This window comes from Nocardiopsis sp. NPDC050513, assembly GCF_044457925.1.
Classification (GTDB): Bacteria; Actinomycetota; Actinomycetes; order Streptosporangiales; family Streptosporangiaceae; genus Nocardiopsis.
On record NZ_JBITHK010000011.1, the window covers coordinates 71,308 to 92,587 of the forward strand.

19 protein-coding genes are annotated in these 21,280 nt (G+C 68.0%); 7 read left to right on the plus strand and 12 right to left on the minus strand.

Annotated elements, in window-relative coordinates; all coding sequences use genetic code 11:
• Positions 1 to 40 precede the first annotated feature (40 nt).
• Both ACIBFB_RS19865 and ACIBFB_RS19870 read right to left on the minus strand, forming a co-directional pair.
• Positions 41 to 724, minus strand: coding sequence for a winged helix-turn-helix domain-containing protein (locus ACIBFB_RS19865; protein ID WP_397232159.1), 684 nt, complete (start codon positions 722 to 724; stop codon positions 41 to 43).
• Between the two features lie 145 nt (positions 725 to 869).
• The gene (locus tag ACIBFB_RS19870) at positions 870 to 995 is read right to left on the minus strand and encodes a hypothetical protein (RefSeq protein WP_397232161.1); all 126 of its coding nucleotides are present in this window, start codon (positions 993 to 995) and stop codon (positions 870 to 872) included.
• A 1,176-nt stretch (positions 996 to 2,171) separates the two neighbouring features.
• Here ACIBFB_RS19870 and ACIBFB_RS19875 point away from each other — a divergent pair.
• Positions 2,172 to 2,918 carry a hypothetical protein gene (locus tag ACIBFB_RS19875; protein ID WP_397232163.1) on the plus strand — a complete coding sequence of 249 codons (747 nt, stop codon included), beginning with the start codon at positions 2,172 to 2,174 and terminating at the stop codon, positions 2,916 to 2,918.
• 265 nt (positions 2,919 to 3,183) lie between these two features.
• On the opposite strand, the gene ACIBFB_RS19880 is transcribed toward ACIBFB_RS19875, so the two are convergent.
• The 3 genes from ACIBFB_RS19880 to ACIBFB_RS19890 form a co-directional block, all read right to left on the minus strand.
• Positions 3,184 to 3,564, minus strand: a complete 381-nt coding sequence (locus ACIBFB_RS19880; RefSeq protein ID WP_397232165.1) for a hypothetical protein — start codon at positions 3,562 to 3,564, stop codon at positions 3,184 to 3,186.
• 789 nt (positions 3,565 to 4,353) lie between these two features.
• Positions 4,354 to 5,202 (minus strand): replication-relaxation family protein, encoded by an 849-nt coding sequence (locus ACIBFB_RS19885; RefSeq protein ID WP_397232167.1) that lies wholly within the window; start codon positions 5,200 to 5,202, stop codon positions 4,354 to 4,356.
• Positions 5,199 to 7,601 (minus strand): type IV secretory system conjugative DNA transfer family protein, encoded by a 2,403-nt coding sequence (locus tag ACIBFB_RS19890; protein ID WP_397232169.1) that lies wholly within the window; start codon positions 7,599 to 7,601, stop codon positions 5,199 to 5,201. The genes ACIBFB_RS19885 and ACIBFB_RS19890 overlap by 4 nt, the downstream gene beginning before the upstream one ends.
• A 443-nt stretch (positions 7,602 to 8,044) precedes the next feature.
• Between ACIBFB_RS19890 and hisS the strand changes: the two genes are divergently transcribed.
• Both hisS and ACIBFB_RS19900 read left to right on the plus strand, forming a co-directional pair.
• Entirely contained in the window at positions 8,045 to 9,295 is a 1,251-nt protein-coding gene (gene hisS / locus ACIBFB_RS19895; RefSeq protein ID WP_397232171.1) for a histidine--tRNA ligase, read from the plus strand.
• Positions 9,292 to 10,227 carry a phosphotransferase family protein gene (locus tag ACIBFB_RS19900; protein ID WP_397232173.1) on the plus strand — a complete coding sequence of 312 codons (936 nt, stop codon included), beginning with the start codon at positions 9,292 to 9,294 and terminating at the stop codon, positions 10,225 to 10,227. The genes hisS and ACIBFB_RS19900 overlap by 4 nt, the downstream gene beginning before the upstream one ends.
• A gap of 1 nt (position 10,228) precedes the next feature.
• Here ACIBFB_RS19900 and ACIBFB_RS19905 read toward each other — a convergent pair whose 3' ends face one another.
• The 5 genes from ACIBFB_RS19905 to ACIBFB_RS19925 all read right to left on the minus strand — a co-directional run bounded on the left by ACIBFB_RS19905 (position 10,229) and on the right by ACIBFB_RS19925 (position 14,147).
• A complete protein-coding gene (locus ACIBFB_RS19905) occupies positions 10,229 to 11,275 on the minus strand; it encodes a polyprenyl synthetase family protein (RefSeq protein WP_397232175.1) in 1,047 nt (348 codons plus the stop codon).
• Positions 11,269 to 12,606, minus strand: a complete 1,338-nt coding sequence (locus ACIBFB_RS19910; protein ID WP_397232177.1) for an ATP phosphoribosyltransferase regulatory subunit — start codon at positions 12,604 to 12,606, stop codon at positions 11,269 to 11,271. Before ACIBFB_RS19910 ends, ACIBFB_RS19905 begins: the two co-directional genes overlap by 7 nt.
• 161 nt (positions 12,607 to 12,767) lie before the next feature.
• Positions 12,768 to 12,980 carry a BldC family transcriptional regulator gene (locus tag ACIBFB_RS19915; protein ID WP_397232179.1) on the minus strand — a complete coding sequence of 71 codons (213 nt, stop codon included), beginning with the start codon at positions 12,978 to 12,980 and terminating at the stop codon, positions 12,768 to 12,770.
• Entirely contained in the window at positions 12,977 to 13,273 is a 297-nt protein-coding gene (locus tag ACIBFB_RS19920) for a WhiB family transcriptional regulator (RefSeq protein ID WP_397232181.1), read from the minus strand. The genes ACIBFB_RS19915 and ACIBFB_RS19920 overlap by 4 nt, the downstream gene beginning before the upstream one ends.
• A gap of 307 nt (positions 13,274 to 13,580) precedes the next feature.
• Positions 13,581 to 14,147 (minus strand): ATP-binding protein, encoded by a 567-nt coding sequence (locus ACIBFB_RS19925; protein WP_397232183.1) that lies wholly within the window; start codon positions 14,145 to 14,147, stop codon positions 13,581 to 13,583.
• A 279-nt stretch (positions 14,148 to 14,426) separates the two neighbouring features.
• On the opposite strand from ACIBFB_RS19925, the gene ACIBFB_RS19930 reads away from it, so the two are divergent.
• The 4 genes from ACIBFB_RS19930 (at position 14,427) to ACIBFB_RS19945 (ending at position 19,203) form a co-directional block, all read left to right on the plus strand.
• Positions 14,427 to 15,719 carry a helix-turn-helix domain-containing protein gene (locus ACIBFB_RS19930; RefSeq protein ID WP_397232185.1) on the plus strand — a complete coding sequence of 431 codons (1,293 nt, stop codon included), beginning with the start codon at positions 14,427 to 14,429 and terminating at the stop codon, positions 15,717 to 15,719.
• A complete protein-coding gene (locus ACIBFB_RS19935) occupies positions 15,716 to 16,645 on the plus strand; it encodes an aminoglycoside phosphotransferase family protein (RefSeq protein WP_397232187.1) in 930 nt (309 codons plus the stop codon). Before ACIBFB_RS19930 ends, ACIBFB_RS19935 begins: the two co-directional genes overlap by 4 nt.
• Positions 16,646 to 17,064: 419 nt before the next feature.
• Positions 17,065 to 17,802 carry a hypothetical protein gene (locus ACIBFB_RS19940; protein ID WP_397232189.1) on the plus strand — a complete coding sequence of 246 codons (738 nt, stop codon included), beginning with the start codon at positions 17,065 to 17,067 and terminating at the stop codon, positions 17,800 to 17,802.
• A gap of 54 nt (positions 17,803 to 17,856) precedes the next feature.
• Complete coding sequence (locus tag ACIBFB_RS19945) at positions 17,857 to 19,203, plus strand: hypothetical protein (protein WP_397232191.1); 1,347 nt, start codon at positions 17,857 to 17,859, stop codon at positions 19,201 to 19,203.
• Positions 19,204 to 19,308: 105 nt separating this feature from the next.
• Here the strand turns inward: ACIBFB_RS19945 and ACIBFB_RS19950 are convergent, their stop codons facing one another.
• Both ACIBFB_RS19950 and ACIBFB_RS19955 read right to left on the minus strand, forming a co-directional pair.
• Positions 19,309 to 20,616, minus strand: a complete 1,308-nt coding sequence (locus ACIBFB_RS19950; protein WP_397232193.1) for a nucleotidyltransferase — start codon at positions 20,614 to 20,616, stop codon at positions 19,309 to 19,311.
• Positions 20,613 to 21,194: an SLATT domain-containing protein gene (locus ACIBFB_RS19955; RefSeq protein WP_397232195.1), complete on the minus strand. Its 582-nt coding sequence runs from the start codon at positions 21,192 to 21,194 to the stop codon at positions 20,613 to 20,615. Before ACIBFB_RS19955 ends, ACIBFB_RS19950 begins: the two co-directional genes overlap by 4 nt.
• Between the last annotated feature and the right edge of the window lie 86 nt (positions 21,195 to 21,280).

Genomic DNA, 21,280 nt, shown 5'->3' on the forward strand with positions numbered 1-21,280 from the left:
GTGGGCTGTTGTGCGCCCACACCCTCTGGGTGGGCGGGTGTCAGCCGACGTTCGGGGCCGGGGCCTTGGTGGTGCGGTATCGGCGAGGCCGCTCACGGGTCAGCTCGGCCGCCCCTTCGGCCACCAGGCGGGCGAGGTTGTTCTGGATCGCTCCGATCGACCGGCCCCGGAGGAGGTGGCTGATCTGGGTCGCCCCGAACTCCTGGTTCGGGTCGCTGTCGAGGATGGCCTGGACCATCAGCTTCAGCTCCCCCGGGGCGAGCCGGTTCATGCCGCTCACCGGGTTGACCGCCCCGGCCCCGCCCCCATCCAGCCGGTGGGTGGCCACCGGCGCGACCGCGGGACGCTGAGGCGAGGTCGACACGGGCATCTCTGCCTGGGCGGCAGCCCGGTGGGTGGAGGCGGCCGGAGCCTCGCAGGTATCGACCTCGTCGGGACCGGTGTCGGTGGCCTGGGGGGCGCCCTCGGTCTTTGCCTCCGGAGTCAGGTCAGCGCCCGTGGTGACCATCGTCCAGTGGTCGGGCAGGCGCCGCCTACCGTCGCGGCCGCCCGGGATCCGGGTAGCGGCGCCTTCCTTCTCCAGGTCGTTGAGGTGCTTGGTGATGGTCGAGCGGCCCATCCCGACGGCGTCGGCGAGTTCGGTGACGGCGACCGGTGCGGTGAACATGCCCAAGGCGGCGAGGATGCGCTCGCGGGTGTGCGTGGCCGAGCGGTGCGAAGTCATAGCGGCAGTCCTTACGGTTGTGGGTGTTGGCTCACGCCCGCCTCGGAGGCGGGACGGCATGTCGCACCGGTGCTGGGCGCGAGCGGTGACGGGTTCGGCTCCGGGCAGGTCGCGGTGTTGGCGCACCGCCCGCCCCGGGGCCGAGCTAGAGCCTCGGCTGGTTGAGGCCCACCTGGGTGAGGTGGAGGTGGAACGACACGTCCCCGAACCGCTCGCGGTGACAGGCGAGCACCCACCTGGCCGATCCGTGAATGGCGTGTGTAGTACGCATGGAATAACTCCTGATCTTTTACTGTGCTCCTCTTCGGAGGGCCGGGTTTCACTTGGGTGTTGCGTTTTTCAACCCGCCACGAAAGCCCGTTTTCAGCCCACCCCGGAAACCGGTCTTCCGGTTCGGGAGCAATCCAAGAGGAACTTGGTCGAGGCGGGTTTGTCAAACCGCGCCGCGAAACTTTCTGAGCGCCTTCGTGTGATTTGAAGGACGCACAGGAGCACACGAGATGGGGCGGCGTTGAGGCACGGTTCATGAGGCCGGGCTGGGTGATCATGTTTCCACGCACGGCACGGTTCCGGATGATCACCCAGACACGTTCAAAAGGATGATGTGGACATCATTTATTTATGGGACAAGTGGAACGGTGGGGGATGGAGGGAGGCCGACCAGGCATGGGGGCGGATGAGCAGGGGGGTGGGGCGGCCGATGTCCGCCCTGGGCTGGGGGCCGCCCGCCCCCTACGTGAGATGACGACCTACTAGGTATTCAGTCGGGGCACCCATGGGAGTAGGTGAGAACGCCTTGACCTGCGGTGAGAGCGGGGTGGGGGTACTCCGTTCCAAGGGGAGTAGGCCACGGAGCACTCTCACCACCCCTGTTCACACCCTGATCAGTACCTCGGAACGATCGCCGAAGGCACGCAAGGCGAACGGCGGCTGGGCTCGTGGCCGCCACCTGCCGCGTCGGCTGGTTCCCTTCGGGGATGAACGGCCCCGAGTAGCTCGCCCCGGCATGGGCGAGTCAGAGGAGCGAGGTGGCTTCTATGCGCTGCTCTCATGCCATCCGAATGAGCTGTATTTCTGATCATCGCCTATCAGGTTATTTTCACCTTTCAACTCCCCGGCCGCACAAGGACGGACCTCGCAGGATTGCGCAGAAACCTTCACTGCGTTCCTCAGTGACACTCAGAGGGAGGGGAACCCAGGGATGCTCGCTGAGTTTTCTTGTCCCCGAGATCAGCTGTCGGATGTCCGCGACGACCGAGTGGATTTACCTCACGGCAGTGACCGCCGTTGATGCCGTGGCCAGCAGGTCCATTTCACCGGCGGGCCCGGTTCCGAGCAGCAGGGGGCCAGCGCCTACCTGGCCGGTGAAGGCCGTACCCCGGCTGTCGGAGCCCCGGTGTAGCTTCACCGCGCGACCGACTCCCATCTCTGTTGGAAGGGCCCGATCATGGAGTTCCACGCCCCTGGGCGTCCCGAGGATCTGCCTCCGTTCGACGTCCTCTGGGCTCGTGCCGCCGCGCTGGCCGCCTTGGAGGCGGGCGGCAGCAGGAACCAGCACGCCTATGCCGACGCGGTTGTGCACCACGACGACGCGGGCGGCAACGAGTGGAGGCTCGCACGGATCGAAGGCGGACGCGGGGTTCTCGTCGGTGCCGACCACCAGTGCGACGAACACATCGACATCGAGGGCTACGACCCCTACGCCGGACCCGACTGGCTGCCCTGGACCTGGTTCACCGAGCTGGAGAACCAACGCGAACAGGGATTCGCCTACTGGTGGGACGGGGCCGCCTGGGCGCGCATCGACTACCCCGACCTCATCGACAACGACGGCCTGAACCTGCTGCTGCCCCACCTGTCCACGGCGGAGAACGCGACTACGACGGTTCTGAACTTCCTCGACCTGTGGTCTTCCTCGGACAAGCGGAGGGAGGGGTCCCCTCTCGTCCACCGCGTACTGGAGCTGGCCGAGAGGGGCACCGGAAGCGAGGAGGAGTGGCGTGCGGCCCTGGACAGGGTCCTGGTCTTCGCCGCACGCCAGAACTCGCAGTACATCCGCTGCAAGGCGGACGAGTTCGACGTGGCCCCCGCCCTTGCGGTAGCCCGGGCGACCGGCCTCGTCAAAGGATCCGAGGCCGAAGTCAAGCCCGCCGGGAAGGGCCGCCCCGAGGGCTGGGTACCACGCCTGGGGTAGGCACCGCTCCCGGACGATCCGGCGCACGCTCCCACCTACCCAGCGTGTGGCCATCAGTCGGATCACCGCGGTCACACCGACCGCCACACGGAAAATGTCCAACCAGTCGTCCCTGTGGTGCCCATGGTCGCGAAGAGCACGCAGAGCACTCCGGTTTCCGGATCGCATCCCTGACGTGTGACAGCACCCGTAGGAGACACCGAACGCGGCGGGGGTGGTGTCACCGAACGTTCGGTGACACCACCCCCGAGGAGCGAGTCTGTGGTCAGCCGGTCATGGTCTGCCACTGGCGTATCAGGCGGGCCAGGTCGTCGAACTCTCCGGCTTCCCTCTTCTCATCACCGGAGCTGACAGGGACGGGTGCCGCCCGGTGGCGGCCCACTCCCTTGGCCTCGCCGTGAGCCACCTCCCTGGGCACTCGTTCACGCAGTCGGGCCATGTGCTCCTCGTGCCTGACCAGGTAGGGGCGCACAGCGCTGATCCCGGAGTCGTCCACGCACCAACCGCGCTCAACCTGCCTGGGCCTGCGGGGCGGGGGCACCACTCCCGCCTCCAAGGCGGTGTTGTCGAAGGCGTGCGCCCATGAGGTGGAGTGCTGGTTGCTCGCCGTGCGGTAGTTCGAGACCCATCCCGGATCATCGGCCACTCCCGTCCCAGCGGGCGGAGGCGTAGAGGGCGCCTGTTTGGCCACACATGCCTCACGGGGACGCTGGGATCGGGCGTCCCGGGCTACTTGCCTCTCGGGCCGCCGACGGGCCGCCTGCGGGCGAGAGGACACGAGCGCCAAGAGCGCGGCGAGCCACCACCGTACTCGGCTGGCCCACCCCCGTCGACGCCTGCGGTGCCTTCCAATAGACTCGGCCACGGTTACCTCCTGAAATAGCGCAGGTGGAAATCACGCCCCGGACTGGTGTTGGCAGCACCACCCGGGGCACCTTTCTTTACACATCGATTCCTGGGGACACAGGTGCCTTGCCCGCCTCGCCCCGGAACGGGTTGGGGCGGGTGTCAATGGCCCCGGGTTCGCACGCACCCGGAACTGCGCTTCCGCACCTCAACCGCCCCAGGAGTCGGCGTTCGTTCGCCCCACCCCAGGCAAGTCATCCCAGGTAGATCGGACTACCGAGACTGCTGTCGGAGCTCACGTCTCGAATGTCCGCAAAGTCGACACCGAACCTGGAAACGCACACAAAAACTCGCATTTCAGACATAGGGGAACTCCGGATTCTCGATCACACAGAAACGAAAGAATCGCCGCCGCGCGTGGCAGTGCCGATCGTTCCCGAAAGGAACGAGAATCTTCAACCGGAATCCATCAGAACAGTCACGGCACCCCGAAAATCTTCAGAAACGGCCGTGCGAGCCGCGTGCCCAGCGCATGACTGCGACCGCCCGTCCAGGAGGCTCCTGAACAGACGGCCGCTGGTGCGCCGCGTCAGTCGATCGGGTGGCGTGCGGCGAGTTGCATGAGCGTCAACCGGTCCTGGCTGTGCGCTGGCCTCCACACCGCAGCCGCTGGTCCCGGTGCGGCGAGGTCGGCGTACGTGGCCAGGTAGGCCCCCGCCCGGCTACTGCTCCTCGGGGCGAGCACCCCGGCCAGGTTGGCCTCCCTGACCCGCGAGTGCACGACGAACAGCACCACCGACGCAAAGCGCGTCGCCCGCGCGAGGTCGGCGTAGCTGGTCATCTTGTCCCGCACCATCGCCAAGGTCTCGGAACCGGTGTCGTACTCCACGAACACGTGCGCCTGCTCCCCTTCCTGCTCCCAGCGCACGTAGGCGTCGGGGCGCACGTAGCGCCCCCACCGCTTAGCGCACTCGGCCTCGTTCAGCCACTGCACCAGCTCCGCACCCGGAGTCTGGCGGGCCGCGGCGGTGAAGGCGACCAGGCAGTCGACCAGGCCGAGCATGTGCCCCAGGCGGGGTGAGTCTGCGACCCCCGCCGATCGCTCGAATCGGTAGGAGACCGCCTCGGATCCCCGTTTCTGGGTGAGCAATCGTGCACCGGCTGAGCCGAGCACCCAGTGGTAGGGGCTGCTTCCCCGAAGCGACAGCGGCCGGAAGCGGTCCAGGAGCCCGTAGCCGTGGAGCTTGCGCAACCGGAGCCGCACCGACCTCTCCCCCGCGCGGGGGAAGTAGAGGCGGTGCAGGTGCTCGGTGGTCATCACCTTGTGGTCGTGTACCCCGCCCAGGACCTGGATGTCGCGGGGCATGATCCGCCCCCGGACCAGCGACGAGGACTGCCTCGGGGTGCGCTCCACGTAGTCCTTCGCGTGCCTGCTCATGTGCGCTTTCCCCTCCGGGTGTCGCTCACCGGGAAGGGCCGCCGTTGGAACAACGGCCTCCCCGAAGTGGGCCCCACCCCCGAAGCAGGCGGCTGCGCGGCCGTGTGCGGGGCGTGGCGGCGTGCGGCCTTGCGCACCTGGGTGGCCCGGCCCTTCACCCCGGCCGGGAGGGGGCGGGTGCGCACCGTCGCCGCCCCCTGCTCCTTCGCGCCCACCAGCGGGCGCACCGCCGCCTGGTAGGCGCCCAGGTTCGTCAGGTCGTAGGCCCCCAGCACCGGCAGGGTGTGCTGCTGCAAGCTGGAGGCGTCGTCCGGTGAGGCGGCGAAGTAGATCTTCGTGCGCGCGTTCGCCGACACCGCCTTGCGCAGGTCCGCGGGAAGCTGTCCGAGCTCCTGGTGGGCAAGCGTCAGCCCGAACCGATACCCCCTGGCTTCGGCGAGCATGTCCTCCAACGAGCCCGGCAGATTCAGGAAATTCTGGGCCTCGTCGATAAACGCGCACAGATCCTTGCGCTGGTGTTCTGGCGTGTGGATGCGGGCGGTGACCGCCTGCCAGGTCGCCGCCAACGCGAACGACCCGATCAGCGAGCTGGTGTCCTCCCCCAGCCGCCCCTTCGGCAACCGCAGCAGCACCAGGTGCCCGGTGTCGAACAGGGACGGAAGGTCGATGGTGGACGGTCCCGAGGCCACCACCTGGCGCACCCAGGGGCGCAGCAGCGCGGTACGCAGCTTGTTCAACACGGGCCCCGTGACCGCTGAACGGGCCGAGACCGTCAGCCCCGTGTACCAGTCCCAAAAGTCCGCGAGCGCCTCGTCCTCACCACGACTGTGGGCGTTGACCTTGCCCATCACCTCGTTGCGCAACGCGTCGTCGGCCAGCAGGCGCGGGATGTGCCCCAACGTCAGCCCGGGATCCTTCGCCCTGGTCAGGGTGAGTGTGGCGGCGCGCAGGATGTCATCGGTCCGCGGCCCCCAGTACTGGTCGTAGATCCTGCGGAAGATCCCCACGACGGTGTCGGAGACGAAGTCCGGATCCCCGCCCTGCAACAGGTTCAGCCTCGGCGGTGGCGCGTTGTCATCGGGATCGAACAGCACCACCCGGTCGATGGCGTGTTCGGGTAGGCGGGCGAGGATGTCGGTGACCAGGTCACCGCGCGGGTCGATCACCAGCCCGGCCCGGCCCGCCTCGGCGTCCTGCAGGACGAGGTTGGCGAGCAGCGTGGACTTGCCCGATCCGGTCTTGCCGAGGATGTGCGTGTGCTGCCTCGACTCGGCCACCCCCAACGCGATGGGACGGCGCACACCGGCGTCGGAGTCGCCGACCACCCTGGTGTTCTCCCCGCCCCTGGGCACCACCGGGCTGGGCGCGGCCGGACGGGCTCCGGCCCTGGCCAGGCCGGGGACGCACGTGTCGGTGGGCAGGTGCGCGATCCCGGCCAACTCGGCGGTGCAGAGCAGGAACCCGTTGGCGAGGAACCGGTTGACCGCCCACCAGGCGGGTTTGGGCATGAAGCGGCGGTCCAGGTGGTTGGTGCCGCTGCTGAAGGCCGCGAAGCCAGACGCCACACCGTGGGCCCGCCCCCGCAACCGTTCCTTCGCGGTCTCTCCCTCGTGGATGGTGGTGAGGATGTAGGCGATATCGCACGCCAACCTGGGGCTGGACGCCTTCGTCAGGATCGCCCGCACGTCATCACGGGTCCCCGGCAGCACCGGCATTCGCCGGGGCTGCGAGGAGACAGTGGGGTCCACCGCGTCCAGCAGCATGCTCGCCAACCCCGGGTGGCCCTGGCGTCGGGCCGCGGCCTTGCGTGCCCGGGCCAACCGGAGTCCGGTCGCCGGGCGCGCGCTGATCCGCACCAGGCAGTGCTCGCCCTCTGCCAGGTCCTCCAGAGCCCCCAGAAGGGCACGGAGCGGGTCGTCGTCGAACTTCGTGCGCAGCGGGAACTCCTCACCACGTCCCAGACGCACCAGACCTCCCGTGGTGTATGCCCCTTGCGGCAGGGGCGACTCACCGACAGTCAGTTTGCGTGTGGAGGTCGTCGCGCCGGGCCAGGCCGAGGCGACGGCTCGCTCCACTGTTCCTGGCGGCACGATCCCGGGCACCCACACTTGGAACCGCACCCCGGCGGCGGAGGCCACGATCTCCACACACAGGTGCGGTTGCACCAGCCATCGCGACCAGCGGGGCTTGAGCAGCCCCATGGTGTGGTTCCAGAACTCGGTGGCGTTGGCGAGGGTGGCCTGCGGTGGCGGCAGGATCTCCACCAGGCGGGCCTCGCGCGACAGGTAGCGGTGGCGGGCCAACCGTGCCGTGATCAGCGCGGCGGACACCGCGACGGCTATGAGCGGGATCACGGCGATGACCGCGTACACCCCGCCTCCGACGAGGAAGTCGATCATTCGACCACCTCCCCGCGGCCCCGCACCGCCGCTTGCGGGACGTTCGGCCGGACCTCCAGCAGCCGCCTCCTGGAGCGCTGTTCCTCACGGGTCTGTGTTGTTCTCACCTGGTCGACCTCCGTCATCGTGTGCCCTCGACCGTCGAGGGCTCCGGCACCGGGGCCATCTGCCGGGGGCTGCGCGTCGCCGCAGCACCCCCGCTTCCGGTTGCCCTGATGACCTCCTAGGAAGACGGGTGCAAGGCGAATGCGACATGCTCGTATGAACGATGTGGTGGAGGGCGAAGACAGAAGTGGTCGAATCGGACGGCGATTTCCGCAGTGCGCCGTCAGCTCGAAGTTTCCGCGCGTTCAGATCGGCGAGTTTTCCCCACGTGTTCGGGAGTCCGGTTAGGTTGGGTTTCGGCACTCGCCGTTGAACACACCATCTTGAGGAGAGCGATCGTGGCTCAGCGTCCGTCCCCCGTGCGGGGTATGCGCGATGTCCTGCCCGATGCCGCGGAGCGGCGTCAGTGGTTGGAGTCCACGATCCATCATGAGTTCTCGCGGTTCGGGTACCGGCCCATCGAGACCCCCGCCTTGGAGGACCTGAGGTTCCTGGAGTCCGGGCAGGGCGGGGACAACGAGAAGCTGATCTTCAAGACCCTGCGTCGCGGCATCTCGCTGGACGGGGTCGCTGACGTGGCATCGTTGGCCGACTCCGGCCTGCGGTTCGACCTGACGGTGCCCTTGGCCCGTTTCTACGCCACCAACGCCCCCAGCCTGCCCTCGCCCTTCCGAGCGGTGCAGATCGGACCGGTCTGGCGCGCCGAACGCCCCCAGCGGGGCCGGTATCGGCAGTTCACCCAGTGCGACATCGACATCCTGGGTGAGGCATCGCTACTGGCGGAGATCGAACTGCTCAGCGCGGGCAGTCGGGCTCTGGCCGCGGTGGGGTTGGCGGAGTTCACGGTCCGGCTCAACCACCGTCGCCTGCTCACCGGGCTGTTGTCCGTGTGCGGGTTCGCGGGCGAGGCCCACGCGAACGTGCTGATCGTGGTCGACAAGCTCGACAAGATCGGTGTGGAGGGCGTCGAGCGTGAACTCGCCGAAGCGGGCCACCCCCGTTCAGCGATCACCACGCTGTCGGAGGTCCTGGCCAAGGCCGAGTCAGCAACCGAGCCTGACCAACTCGCCCAGGTGCTGCCATCGGGGATGGACGAGGAACCCTTGGAGGAGCTGCGCACGATCGCCTCCGCCGTGCTCCTGCCCGAGACGGCACCCAAGGCACGACTGGTCATGGACCTGTCGCTGGTGCGCGGGATGGGCTACTACACCGGGCCGATCTTCGAGGTGGCCGCGCCCGGCCTGGGGTCCTCGATCGCCGGTGGCGGCCGGTACGACGAGATGATCGGGCGGATCGGCGGCCAACCGACGTCGGCCTGCGGGTTCAGCATCGGCTTCGAGCGCCTGGCCGAGGTCCTCGACTCCGCCTCCGCGCGGGAGGAGAGCCGTGTGGCGCTACTCTGGCGCTCCGAGCAGGATCTGGCGCAGGTCGCCGCGCACGCGGATCGGCTCCGCGCACATGGGTACGTGGTGGAGACCGTGCACGTCGGCGGCAAGGGCAAGGGCGTCTACAAGCGGTTGGCCGCCGCGGGGTTCGACCTGGTGGCCCAGGCCCTGGACGGGGCCGAGCCTCGCCCGCTGTCCTCGTGAACACTGCACGACCCCGGTGGGGTGACCTCCCCGCGGCCGTACGCGGGAAGGTCACCCGCTTCCTCGGGGAGGAGGTTGTCAGCGAGGAGCTCCAGGGCGGCGGGTACACCCCGGCGATGGCGTCGGTGTTGACCACCTCCAGCGGCCGTGCCCTGTTCTGCAAGGCGATGCCGGAGGAGCACCCTCTGTGCGCGGCCTTGGCCGCGGAGGCGGCTGTGGCCGCGTCGGCTCCTGCGGGCGCGGCCCTTCCCGGCCTCGTGTGGGAGGGGACGGAAGACGGATGGCGGGTGGTGGTGTTCACCGCCGTGCGCGGTCGGCACGCGAACCTCTCACCTGGTTCGGATGACGTGGCCGCCGTGGTTTCTGCGCTCGACGGTCTGGCTGGTGACCTCACGCCCTGCCCGCTCAGCACGGCGCCGACCGCACGCGAGGTGCTCTCGCCGCTCCTGAGCGGATGGGCCTCCCTGCGGGAACAGCCTCCCCCGGGGCTTGCCCCTTGGGCGTTGGCCAATCTCGAACGCCTGGCCTTGTTGGAGGAGGCGTGGGCCGACCACGCGGACGGGGACACGCTCACGCACGGCGACATCCGCGCTGACCAGCTCCTCATCGACGCCCAGGAGAGGGTGTGGGTGGTGGACTGGGCGTACCCCTGCCGGGGTGCGGCGTGGATTGACGGGGTGGACCTCGTCACTCCCCTGATCATGAACGGCCACACGCCTGAGGCCGCCGAGAAGCAGGTGACGGGTTCGGCGCGGTTCGCCTCGGCTCCCGCTGTCGCTGTGACCTCCTTCGCCGTCGCGGCGGCCGGGTACTGGGCGCGGGCCTGTCGTCAGGCTCCACCACCAGGAGCGGGCGGGGCGATGTTGCGCGCGTTCCAGGCCAGGGCAGCTGATGCCGCCCTGGCCTGGGTGCGTCACCGCCTCGGGGAGTGAATCAGGCGAGCACGGGGCGCAGTCCGTGGAGGACTCGCTGTTGGGCCAGATCGCTGATGTAGGCGTGGGCCGCCGCTCCGACCTTGGCGCGGGCCAGGTCGCGCAGCGTCTGCTCCACCAGGTCGGCAGCAGTGCGGGCGGCGGCCTGGACGGCACCGGTCGTGGTGAAGGCCAGGCGAATCTCCTCAACCTGCTCGTCGGTGGCGAGGTCTCCCTCGATCACTGGTCGCAGCCTGTGGTCGGCGGGCAGGCGCTGGTGGAGTTCAACCAGGAGCAACGTGCGGCGCAGGTGGCGGATCTCGGCCGGGTCGTCCTTGCCCGCCTCCATCAGGTCCGGGCATCCGGTGGCCAGGTCGTCCACGATCTGCGAGGCGGCGCCGATGGTCTCCAGGATCCGGGCTACGGCCTCGCGCTGGGTGGGGTCCGCGCCGGTGGCGGTGTGGCCGATGCGCCAGGGGAGGCCGTAGCAGTAGTCGCCCGCCTTGTCCTGATACATGCGCACGATGGCGTCCGTGGTGATGGACTCCAGGTCCCGTTGCCACAGCAGTTCTTGGAGTTGGCCGTGCTGAGTTCGGCGGACGCACTCCACGACCACGTCCCACAGGGGTGCCCGGTGCTTCGGGTTGGCGTCGTCCAGCAGGTCCCTGGCGAGGGAGAGGAGCAGGTCTGCCCAGAACAGGGCCGCTCCGTTCCCGGCGGTGCCGATGCGGCGTCGGAACGCCTCGGGCAGGGTGGGGTGGCCGAACTTCTCGGTGTCGCCGTCGACGATGTCGTCGTGGATGGCGAACAGGTCCCTGACCACCTGCGGGACCAGGGCGACGGTGCCGAGCCGGTCGACCAGGTCGTCGGGGAGTTCGGTGTGTTCGTGGGCCGCGCCGACCAGCGTTAGGACGGGGCGGGGCAGGAGGGAGTCGACCTGGGCGTAGGCCAGGTAGTCCTGTCCCAGTCCGGCCAGGTGCGGGGGCAGGTCCTGTGTCCACTGGGTGAGGGTCCGCGTCCACAGGGCACCCAGGGGCCGGGAGAAGCGGTCGAGTGTGGTGGTCAGCACGAGGTGGTCTCCGGGATCTGTCGGGCCTGGGCGTAGCGGCCGATGGCGTCGGTGTCGGTGGCCTCCCCCACCCACAGGTCGACGCGTCGGTCGTCGGTGTGGTCGGAGGTGGTGGCGTAGGCGCGCAGGTAGTCGCGGACGGGGTCGCCGGTCGGTTTCGGGACGAGGAGCCGGTCGGCGGTGCTGTGGCCGAAGTGGTGGGCTCGCTGGTGGGTGGGGGTGCCGGTGAAGGTTCCGCAGGCGTCCATGACGGCCAGGAGGCGTTCGATACCGAAGGCGAAGCCGCTCGCGGGAACCGTTCCGGGGCCGTTGGCGGCGAAGTGGCCGATGAGGTGGTCGTAGCGGCCTCCGCCGGCGATCTCCACGAAGCTGGCGCCCGGCAGGACGACGTCGACCTCGAAGGCCAGGCCGGTGTAGTACTCGTGGCTGCGCACCACGCCCAGGTCCACCGCCACGTTCAGGCCCGCCTGCCGTAGGGCCTGGGCCGTCGACGCGAGTCGCTCCAGGTAGCCCGGGGCCACGTCGCCCAGTGTGGCCAGGAGGCCGGGGTCGATGTCGCCGGAGTCGTGGTGGGCCATCGCCCGCCAGCGCTCCACCGTCTCGGTGGGATGGTCCGTGATCAGGGAGTCCAGACGTGTGTCGAGACCAGAGGCGCGGTCCGGGTCCTTGCCCGCCCGGCACTCGGCGAGGGCGTCGAGGCACTCCTTGATGGCGACCGTGGTGGTTTCGTTGAAGCCGCTGTGCTCGGCCAGGGCGCGGAAGACGCCAACGTCGCTGATCCGGATACGGACCGCGTTCTCGGGTGTGCCGAGCGCGCGGAGTGCCCCGTCGATGAAGGTGATGATCTCGGCGTCGGCCGCCGCGGACGCGACTCCGAGGATCTCGACGCCGAACTGGCGGAACTCGCGTGCCTTGCCCGGGGACAGGGTGTCGACCGCTTCGTTGCGCCAGCACGGCAGGTCGTAGAAGACCTTCAGCGGCAGGGTCTGGGCGGGCAGGACCGAGGCGAGCCAGCGGGCAACGGAGACCGTGCCCTCGGGGATCAGCACGGCGGGGGTGTTCTGGTGGGTGTGGGTATGGCCGGGCCCGTAGTCGGGGACGTCGAGTTCGAAGACGCCCTTGGGGTTCCACTCGGGCCAGGGCGAGGCTCCGACGACCTGGCGGCTGAAGGATGCCTTGCGTTCCAGGGCGGGGACTTCGAGGCGGTCGTATCCGCGGGTGTGGGCGTACTGGGCCAGGACGGACTGGGCGTAGTCGCGCTGGCGCAGTTCGGGGCCGAACCGGTCGCGGGTTCCCGCGAAGGGCTGGGTGTCGCGGGGGGTGTGGGGCACAGGGGGCTCCGTTCGTTGTGGTGTCGTTGTCGGTTGTCGTGTGGTCGTGGAGTGGGGGCGCGGCGGCACGGGTGGGCTGGGGGTTGTGCCGCCGCGCCGGTTCGTCGGCGTTGGTGGTGTCTCGCGCGGTCGGGCGGTGTTCTCGTCGGAGGGACGCGTGGTCAGCGGGCGGGTGTGAGGTGTTCGGTCCGCAGGGCGGCGACCTCGCTCTTGAGGTAGCGGCGGTGGCCACCCGGAGTTCGGAAGCTGGAGATCCGTCCCTCCTTGGCCCAGCGCGTCACGGTCTGGCTGTCCACGCGGAAGAGGGCGGCGACCTCGGCGGGGGTGAGGGCCTTCGGGGACGCTGAGGTGTTGTCGCCGGTCAGGGGTGTCATCGGGCCGGTTCCTCTCGTACGTGGGTGGTGGGTTTCAGCGGGGCCAGGTGCGCGCGCCAGTCGTCCACCTGGGGGTTGTTCAGGCGCAGTGCTCGGCGTTCGCGGGCCGTCATGCCGCCCCACAGGCCGGAGTCGATCCGCAGTTCCAGTGCTTCGGCCAGGCACGCCGTGCGGATGGGGCAGGGAGCGCAGATGTGTCGGGCGCGGCGTTGCTGGAGGGTGTTGCCGAACAGGCGGTCGGGGTCGGGTAGGTCGCGGCAGGAGGCGCGGGAGTCGGTGAGGGGTGTGCTCATGTCGGCGGCCGTGGGACGTGGTGGTGGGTGGGTGTGCAGGGAGTTCGGGAGCGTGCGGGTTCCGGGGCGGAACGGTCAGCGGATGCCGTCGTGGCGAGGTCCGTCTCGACGTGCAGGATCTGGCGGTGCAGTTCCTGACCGGTGGACGCGAACAGCGGGGCGATGTGGGCGCGGCCTCGGTAGAAGGCGAAGAAGGCGCGCGAGCCCGGGCCCCACATCACGAGCCAACAGCTCCGGTGACGCAGTTGGAGCTGTCGAGCGGCCGTGTACTGGTCGTGGTCTTCCCTGACGTCCCAGGCCACCGTGATCACCACTCGGCGTAGTCGGCGGGCCGGGCAGGGTTGCGGTCGATGCGGTCCACCTCGAACCAGACGCTGGTACGACCGTCGTCGTGGTGGATGGTGCCCCACCGGCTCGCGCCCGTCGCGACCAGGTGCAGTCCGCGCCCGCTCTCGTCGTCGGGGTCGAGGGGCCGCAGGTGGGGCACGGTGATCTCCCCGTCGCGGGGGCCGGCGTCGGTGATGCGCACCTGGGTCCGGCCCTCCAGTTTGAAGACGCTGATGGTGATCTCGCCGCCCGGATCGCCCGATCGGGTGTGGCGGATGCAGTTGTTGAACAGTTCCGAGGCGAGCAGTTCGATCGGGCGGAGCTCTCGGTCGGGGAGAGACGCCAGTGTCCGCAGGCGACGGCGCATGACCTTGGCGTAGGCGGGTTCACCGGGGACGGTCATCGCGGAGCCCGTGAACTCGTCGTTGGGCTCCAGTAGGACTGGGGCGCGGTCCGAAGGTGCGTTGGCGCGCTTGGGCAGCGGGAGAACTTCTCGGTTTCTGGTGTCGGTCTTCGTGTTCTTCGCCTGTTCCACCAGTGCGGCCATGTCCCATCACCGTCCTCTCGTGCCTGGTCACCGTGCCTTGTGCGTCAGTTCCAGGTCGTTGACGAGTTCTCATTTTTGGGTTGGCGCACCTTCGGTTCCCATGAGCAGGGGTGATGATCGTTATTACGGTGGTGATGCTTTTGGGAGCAGGGCTGGCGAAGCAGGCGGGGAGCCCGGTTTCATGGGTGGAACATTTCCTCTTTCAAGGGATCCGTGGTGGCGATATGTACGAATTGCGGCAGGCAGAGGGATCCTGTCGCTGATGTGAAGAAAAGGTGTTTGTGTATACCCAAGGGATTCTGGGAGACACCTGAGGCGCAGGAGGCTGCTGGGCGCCTCGACGCGGGCTCGCTGGTACGTCTTCTGCGTTCGCGCACGGACTTGTCCCAGGAGGCCCTCGGGCGGTTGACCGGGCTGTCCCAGTCGATGGTCTCCCAGCTCGAATCGCACAAGCGCGAGTTGAAGGACGTCGTGAAGCTGCGCCGTTTCCTCGACGGCCTCGGGGCTCCTCGGGTGACGGCCACTCGCACGCAACGGGAGAGCATCGAGAGCACCCGGCTCTTGGCGCACGCCGCCCAGGTCACCATGGGCGCGGCGGAGATCGATCCGCACAGGTGGCGTGGCCCGAGCATGCCCGAGGCGGCCCTGCCCGTCCGGAGGGTGACGGGAACCGACGTGGACCACGTCGAGACGGTCACCAAGGCGCTGCGAGCCGCCGACTACCGGCTCGGCGGTGGAGCGTGCCTGGACGCGATCATGGCGCACCTGGCCTACGCCCACCGGCTGCTGCGCGCGGCCAAACCCGGGAACCAGGTCGGCCTCCAGCTCTACCGAGCCGTCGCCGATCTGCACAACCTCGCCGGATGGGCGAGCTTCGACGTCGGCCGCTACAAGGTCGCGGCCGAGCACCTGTCCCTGGCGCTGGAGCAGGCCCGATACATCGAGGAGCCCTCGCTGGTGGCCAATGTGCTCTACCGGATGGGACGCCTGCACCTGCACCGCGGCCATACCCTCCAGGCCCTGCGGTTCCTACAACTGGGCCAGATCGCCGCACAGGACTCCGGATGCGAGCGCACCGTCGCTCTCATGTGCGCCAACGCCGCCTGGGCCTACGCCGTCCTCGATGACCAGAAGCGGTCCATGGACTCCCTCGCCCGCGCCCACGACGCCTTCGCCCGCGCCGATGCGGACACCACCCCGTGGGTGCGGTTCTTCCACGAAGCCGACCTGGACGCCATGTCCGGGGTCGTCAACGCCGCACTCCCCACCCCTTCGTCCCGCACGTACACGGCCACGACCGAGCACCTGTACCGGGCCGTGGACGCCCGCAACCCGGACATGGGCCGCAGCCAAGCCTTCGAGCTGACCACCCTGGCCACCGCCCACATCCGCAACGGCGACCCCGACCAAGGCGTCCGCATCGGCCGCCAAGCCGTCGACCTGGCCCGGCAGGTCCGGTCGGTGCGAGTCATCGACCGACTCGCCCCACTCCACCACGCCGCCCTGGCCTACCGAGCCCGGGGCGAGACCGCCGAACTCGCCGACGAGATTGCTACTCTTCGCACATCATGAGCACCACTCCCGCTCCCTCCACCAGCCCCCGCTTCACCCTCGCCCGCGAGCGCGTCCACGACGTTCTCGCGGCTCTGTGTGAGGAGGCCGGGCTGGGCGCCAAGGCGGCTGATGACGCCGAGCTGATCAAGTTCACCAACAACGCCGTCTACCGCCTCCCCCGTGTGGGGTTGGTGGTGCGCATCGCCGGATCAGCGACCGTGGCCGAACGCGTCCCCGTCGTCATCCAAGCGGCCCGGTGGCTCGCCCAGCACGACGCCCCCGCGGTGCGGTTGGCCGAGGACATCCCCCAGCCAGTGCGGATCGGTGGGGCTACGGCGACCTTCTGGCACCTGGTGCCCTCCACCGGACCCGAACCGACAGGGACCGACCTGGGCCGTATCCTCCGCTGCATCCACGCCCTGCCCGCACCGGGTTTCGCGCTGCCGTCGTGGGAGCCGTTCGCGCGCATCCGCAGCCGCATCGCGGATGCCGAAGGGCTGGCCGAGGCCGACCGGGTCTTCCTCACCGAGCGCACCAACCGCCTGGAGCTCCTGGCCCAGGACCTGGAGTTCGAACTCCCCGCCGGGGTGCTCCACGGCGACCCGTTCATGGGCAACCTCATCCCCGGGCCTAACGGCCCGGTGATCTGCGACTTCGACAGCCTCAGCCACGGCCCCCGCGAATGGGACCTGATCCCCGCAGCCGTCGGCAAGGTCCGCATGGACTACCCGGCAGACCACCACAGCCCGCTCGCCGCCGAGTACGGTTTCGACGTCCTCACCTGGTCCGGGTTTCCCGTCCTGCGCCAGCTCCGCGAGCTCAGGCTCGTTACCAGCGTCCTGCCGGTCCTGAACACCAACCCCGGGCTACGCACCCAGTGGCGCCACCGCTTGGACACCTTGCAGCTCGGAGATACCACCACTCGCTGGTCCACCTACAGGTAGGCGTGACCGGATGTGGCGAGTGACGGGAGGCGATCCCGGCACACACCGCAATCTCCACCACACCCAGCACGAAACACAGTTGGAGGCATGCAATAACGCAAACCCTTGGGTGTGGGCGGGATCCAGCGCTCGTGCTCCTCGCCGTCCAGGAGATCGAGTTCGATCCTGCATGTTGACGGCCTCTGCCGGACAATCGAGATCTGGGCCGGTCACCGGCGTGAGGCTGGCAATCGGGTCTCGTCAAGGACGATGTCAGCGAGACTCCGACCTGTACACGAACCAGAGGCGGCGCTCGAGCCGCGCAGCTCCGCAGCCACGGGCTCACCAACTCCGCGCTGGCTTATATCCTTGAATCCCTCGATTCCCTCGGACCGTTCCCAACGGGTCGCCAGGCGAACTCTCGGAAGGCAGGTGGGGACATGACCTCGACTCCTGCAGGACTGCACCCTGCCCTCTCCACGCGCCAGGGGTTCGCCCTGATCGAGGAAGCAGCCTCCGTGCGCAACTTGATGCGCGACGCGATTCAGGCGATCCGGGACATGCGCTATGTGCACATGAACGGCGATGCCGTCTTCACCCTCGGCAGCATCGGCGTTGAGAAGGCGATGAAGGTCATGCTCGGGTGCGCGACAGTCGCGAATACAGACGCTTGGCCCACGAAAGAGGTCCTCAAGAGTTGGGGCCATGACATCGAGAAGCTGAACTCTCACATCCTGACAAAGATCGACGAGGGCGTGGAGCACACAACTGCCACCGGATACTCCGCTCAGCTCGCGGGACGCGTCAAGGAGAGCACGCTCCTCCCTCTCGTCTTCGCTGCCTTCGCTCGCTACGGGAGATCGGGGCGCTTCCACCACTTGGACATCCTCGCGACCGACGAGCCGGGCGAACACGATCAGCCCTCCGAGTACTGGGAGCAAGTGGAACTGCACGTCCAGGAGTCTCTCCCTGAGTTCCGCGAGGTCCCGTACGGCGACAACGCCGCAGTCGACGCCTACGTAGAGAGGCTCCGCAGCTTTATCGCGGACGAGTTGGACGCATGGTGGTTCTGCCTCCACCGGCTTGGAGTCCAAGGATGCTTCGGCGACCTCGGAAAGAAGATCGGCTGGGAGATCTGGGAGATCGACCGGCCAGAACCGACTTCGGCCGGGATCTAGGCAATTGACTCGGGCCCTCCTGCGGCGAGCAGCGACGGATGGGAGAATCGTTCCATGCCTGATGATCATGCGAGCTCGGTCAGCTCAGCGCTGGACACCGACATCATTCCCCTCGGTGAGCGGGCCCTGCGGAGCGTCCTCGACCACGTGATCGCTGTCGGGGACGAAGCCGAGACGACCTACCTCGAGGTCAAGAGCACGCTCGACATGAGCAGCAAGGCCGCTGCGGCCAAGATTGCGAAGTTCCTCCTTGGCTCGGCCAACCGCCGTCCGAGCCAAGCAACCCGGCACCTCCACGGCTACGCGGTGCTGGTGATCGGCGCGCAGAAGGGCGGCGCTCCGGGCGTGTCCCGCGGGACCGAGGCCCATGAGCTCGAGGACCGGCTCCGTCCCTACCTCGGGCCGCAGTTCCCGGCCTTCGAGTTCGGTCGGATCGGCGTCGACTCCGAGCACGAGGTCTTGTTCGTCATCGCGCAGCCGCCGGAGGACGGCCAGTCGATCTTCCCATGCCACAAGGGCTTCCAAGGCAGTGACCGCCGCGACAGTCTCGAGGACGGCGCGATTTACGTGCGAGGGACCAGCAACACGCGGCCTGCCCGCTCCGGAGAAGTACTCGCCCTTGTCGAGCGCGCCCGCGGTGGCGGGAAGCCGCCGATCAACCTCGAAGTGGAGGTGCTCGGCCCGATCTGCAGGATCGACCATGTGGAAGAGGTCTTGGAGAGCCTGCTCGACTACGAGGAGGAGCAGTTCAGCAAGCAGCCGGGGCCAACGAAGGACCTCCTCGTCTCGACGTCGTTCTGGCCAGCGTCGAGCGTCTTCACCGACCCAGGTCCGCTGTCGGCCCAGGAACGGGAGAAAGTCCTGGTCGCGTGGCGGAGCAGGAAGGCCGAGCACATCGCGAAGGGGCGCGAGCACTTCCTGGGCGTCGGCCTGCCGGGCACGGGCATCCGCGTGGTCAGCCGCGACCGGTTCGTCGCAAAGCCGCACCTGGTCATGACTTTCCACGGCTGCGAGCTGCTCGATCACCTACACTCGGACGATGCCGACTTCGAGGAGGCCGTCGAACCCGTGGTGCGAACGCAGGATCCTTTCCAGGCCAACTTCGGCTACTCCGCTCTCCGGCCCCTCTCGCGCGACTACCCCGTGTCCTGGAGCAATCGCGGCGAGGATGCCGAAGTCGTCCTCACGCCGGAGTCGTTCCGCCCGAACGTGCCGTGGATGAGCGACCAGGACGACTATGTGCTCCTCTCGAGGGATCCTGACGCCAGTTCGGTGAAGATCTCCTGGATCCTCACCGAGGACGGCAACGACGCCGTGACCACTGGCGAACTCCGGTTGCCGACCAGGGAAATCGCCGACGCTGCCGACCTGTTCAAGTCGGTGTTCCTGAGCGAGGGTTGAGGACGCTTCGCGGTGTTACGTGCGATTCCGCCTTCCAAGACAGTCTTCTGAGAACGAGGCCCCCGCAGGATCGTGGAGGCCTCGTCATACACCGGGATAAGACGCCTACGAAACGCTCGCCGGCTTAACGCTGGTGTTAATGATCGAGACGTCGATGCGATCGCGAGCGACAACGACGCCGTCCTTGACGACATAGCACTCGACGACGTGCTCACCCTTGAAGTCGGAGTGTTCGAGACGAACGTCCGGCTTGCTCGACCCAACGATCTGACCGCGGACCGCGTTCCGGCGCTCAGCTTCGGGGCCTCGATTGAGCACCTTCCACTTCAGCTCGTACGGATGCGGGACGGTGCAGTTGGTGACCGAGAACTTCAGGTCCTTGTCGGCCTTGAGCAGCACGCCCGTGCGCAGCATCTCCCTCAGCCGAGTCGGTCGCCAGCCGTTCTGCGTGACCTCGCAGTCGATCAGGACCGTCCCTGAGATGTCGATCGAGTACCGCTCCTCGATGAACTCCTCGGTGTCCTGGTACGACTTGGCTCCCTCGCTGACGGCCACAGGCACGGACGTCCCGAAGATCTCGCGCCACTTCTTGTTCGCCGCCGCCTTCCCTTCGTTCTCGATCGCATCGAGGCAGCGGCGGTACGCCTTCTTGGCCTTCGGTTGGAACTTCGCTTTCACCTTGACCCGCTGCCTGCTGCCCAACGCCAGGTAGTAGTCCTTCTCCGGCTCGTCCTTGAGGAACGCGAAGAAGTCGCGGACCATGAGGTCGAACGAACCCGTCCCCGCCGAGTCGTAGTCATCGGTCTGCGCGAAGAAATTGTGCACCAGGGTGTCGATGAGCAGGCCGCCCATGTTCACGCCGTTCGCGTTCTTCCACGCCCGCGCCATCCGCGCCAGGTGACGCATGTTCGTCGACGTGCGATCGTTGCACTCCTTGGTCGCGGCGATCTCCTCGCGCGGCTTGGTGACCTTCCAGCCCTCGGCGACCGTGTCCGGGTAGTCGAAGCTGCCGTCAGAGTTCTTGAACGCTGGCTGAACCTCGAACTTGAAGGCGTTGCTCTTGAACTGCACCCGCACGACGCACTGGTCGACGCGGATCTCGGTGTCCTTGTACCGCGCTTTGAGGTCGTCCCGGACGCGCTCGAGTATCCGGCGTGGTCCGGTATCGCTGCTGTAGTTCGAGCGGATCCCTGGCGGGAGAATGAAGATCATGTCGAGGTCAGACACGCCCTTGATGGCCGTGTGCCGACCGAACGAGCCGACCATGAGCTTGTAGTCGGTGCAGCCTTCCTTGGAACGGAAGTCCTTGTTGAGCGCCTTGGTGATCTCGTCCCGGCGGGATGCGATCACGGTTGCTGTCTCGCCCACTTTGAGGTTCCCAAGCAGGGCGTCGAAGATCTCGGACGTCTTCATGACCGGCCCTCACCCTCGTCAAGTCGGAGCGTCTCAGGCAGCAAAAGGTCGATCTCGCGGGTCGTGAACGTCATCTCTTCGTTGTTTTTCAGTCCGTCCTGAGCCCGAGCGAAGGCCTTGGTGCTCGTCCTGGGCGCGTCGGCGTACGCGTCGTGCGTGGCCTGCTGGAGCTCGTCGCGGCGCTCCCTGGCCTCCGCGTCGGAGACTGTACTGGACATCAGGTCGGCTATAAGCGAGATATGGGACTCGCGGACGTCCCACAGCCGCGAGGCTATGTCGCGGTGGGCGTTGGACTCTTCCTGGAATTTGAAGGTCTTCGTGCCGAGGCTCATCCAGCTCACGAGCAGCGCGATGGACGATGTCGCGAGAGTGGTCAGCACCGGGTTGCCCAACAGGCCGACGACGGCGGCCAGGAAGGTGCCAGAGCTGATCGCGGTGAGGGCGATGAGCACGCCCTGCTGCAACCGGTGCTTGTTGAAGCAGATGTCCGCTTGCTTCTCATGGGTCTTGTGGCTGTACACCACTCGCCCGAATGACTCGCGCACCTGCGCCAGCAGATACGGGTCGTGGCCGGGCACCGCTCCTCGCTCGTCAGCCAATCCGCTCCGATCATCGTCCTCTAGGAGAGCGCTTCCGCTTTGGAACCTCCGGTCTCCGCCTCCCG

Coding starts and splice junctions, on each gene's coding strand:
- ACIBFB_RS19865 (WP_397232159.1), bottom strand. CDS start 724: ATGACTTCGCACCGCTCGGCCACGCACACCCGCGAGCGCATCCTCGCC.
- ACIBFB_RS19870 (WP_397232161.1), bottom strand. CDS start 995: ATGCGTACTACACACGCCATTCACGGATCGGCCAGGTGGGTGCTCGCC.
- ACIBFB_RS19875 (WP_397232163.1), top strand. CDS start 2,172: ATGGAGTTCCACGCCCCTGGGCGTCCCGAGGATCTGCCTCCGTTCGAC.
- ACIBFB_RS19885 (WP_397232167.1), bottom strand. CDS start 5,202: ATGAGCAGGCACGCGAAGGACTACGTGGAGCGCACCCCGAGGCAGTCC.
- ACIBFB_RS19890 (WP_397232169.1), bottom strand. CDS start 7,601: ATGATCGACTTCCTCGTCGGAGGCGGGGTGTACGCGGTCATCGCCGTG.
- ACIBFB_RS19915 (WP_397232179.1), bottom strand. CDS start 12,980: ATGACACCCCTGACCGGCGACAACACCTCAGCGTCCCCGAAGGCCCTC.
- ACIBFB_RS19920 (WP_397232181.1), bottom strand. CDS start 13,273: ATGAGCACACCCCTCACCGACTCCCGCGCCTCCTGCCGCGACCTACCC.
- ACIBFB_RS19925 (WP_397232183.1), bottom strand. CDS start 14,147: ATGGCCGCACTGGTGGAACAGGCGAAGAACACGAAGACCGACACCAGA.
- ACIBFB_RS19935 (WP_397232187.1), top strand. CDS start 15,716: ATGAGCACCACTCCCGCTCCCTCCACCAGCCCCCGCTTCACCCTCGCC.
- ACIBFB_RS19940 (WP_397232189.1), top strand. CDS start 17,065: ATGACCTCGACTCCTGCAGGACTGCACCCTGCCCTCTCCACGCGCCAG.
- ACIBFB_RS19945 (WP_397232191.1), top strand. CDS start 17,857: ATGCCTGATGATCATGCGAGCTCGGTCAGCTCAGCGCTGGACACCGAC.
- ACIBFB_RS19950 (WP_397232193.1), bottom strand. CDS start 20,616: ATGAAGACGTCCGAGATCTTCGACGCCCTGCTTGGGAACCTCAAAGTG.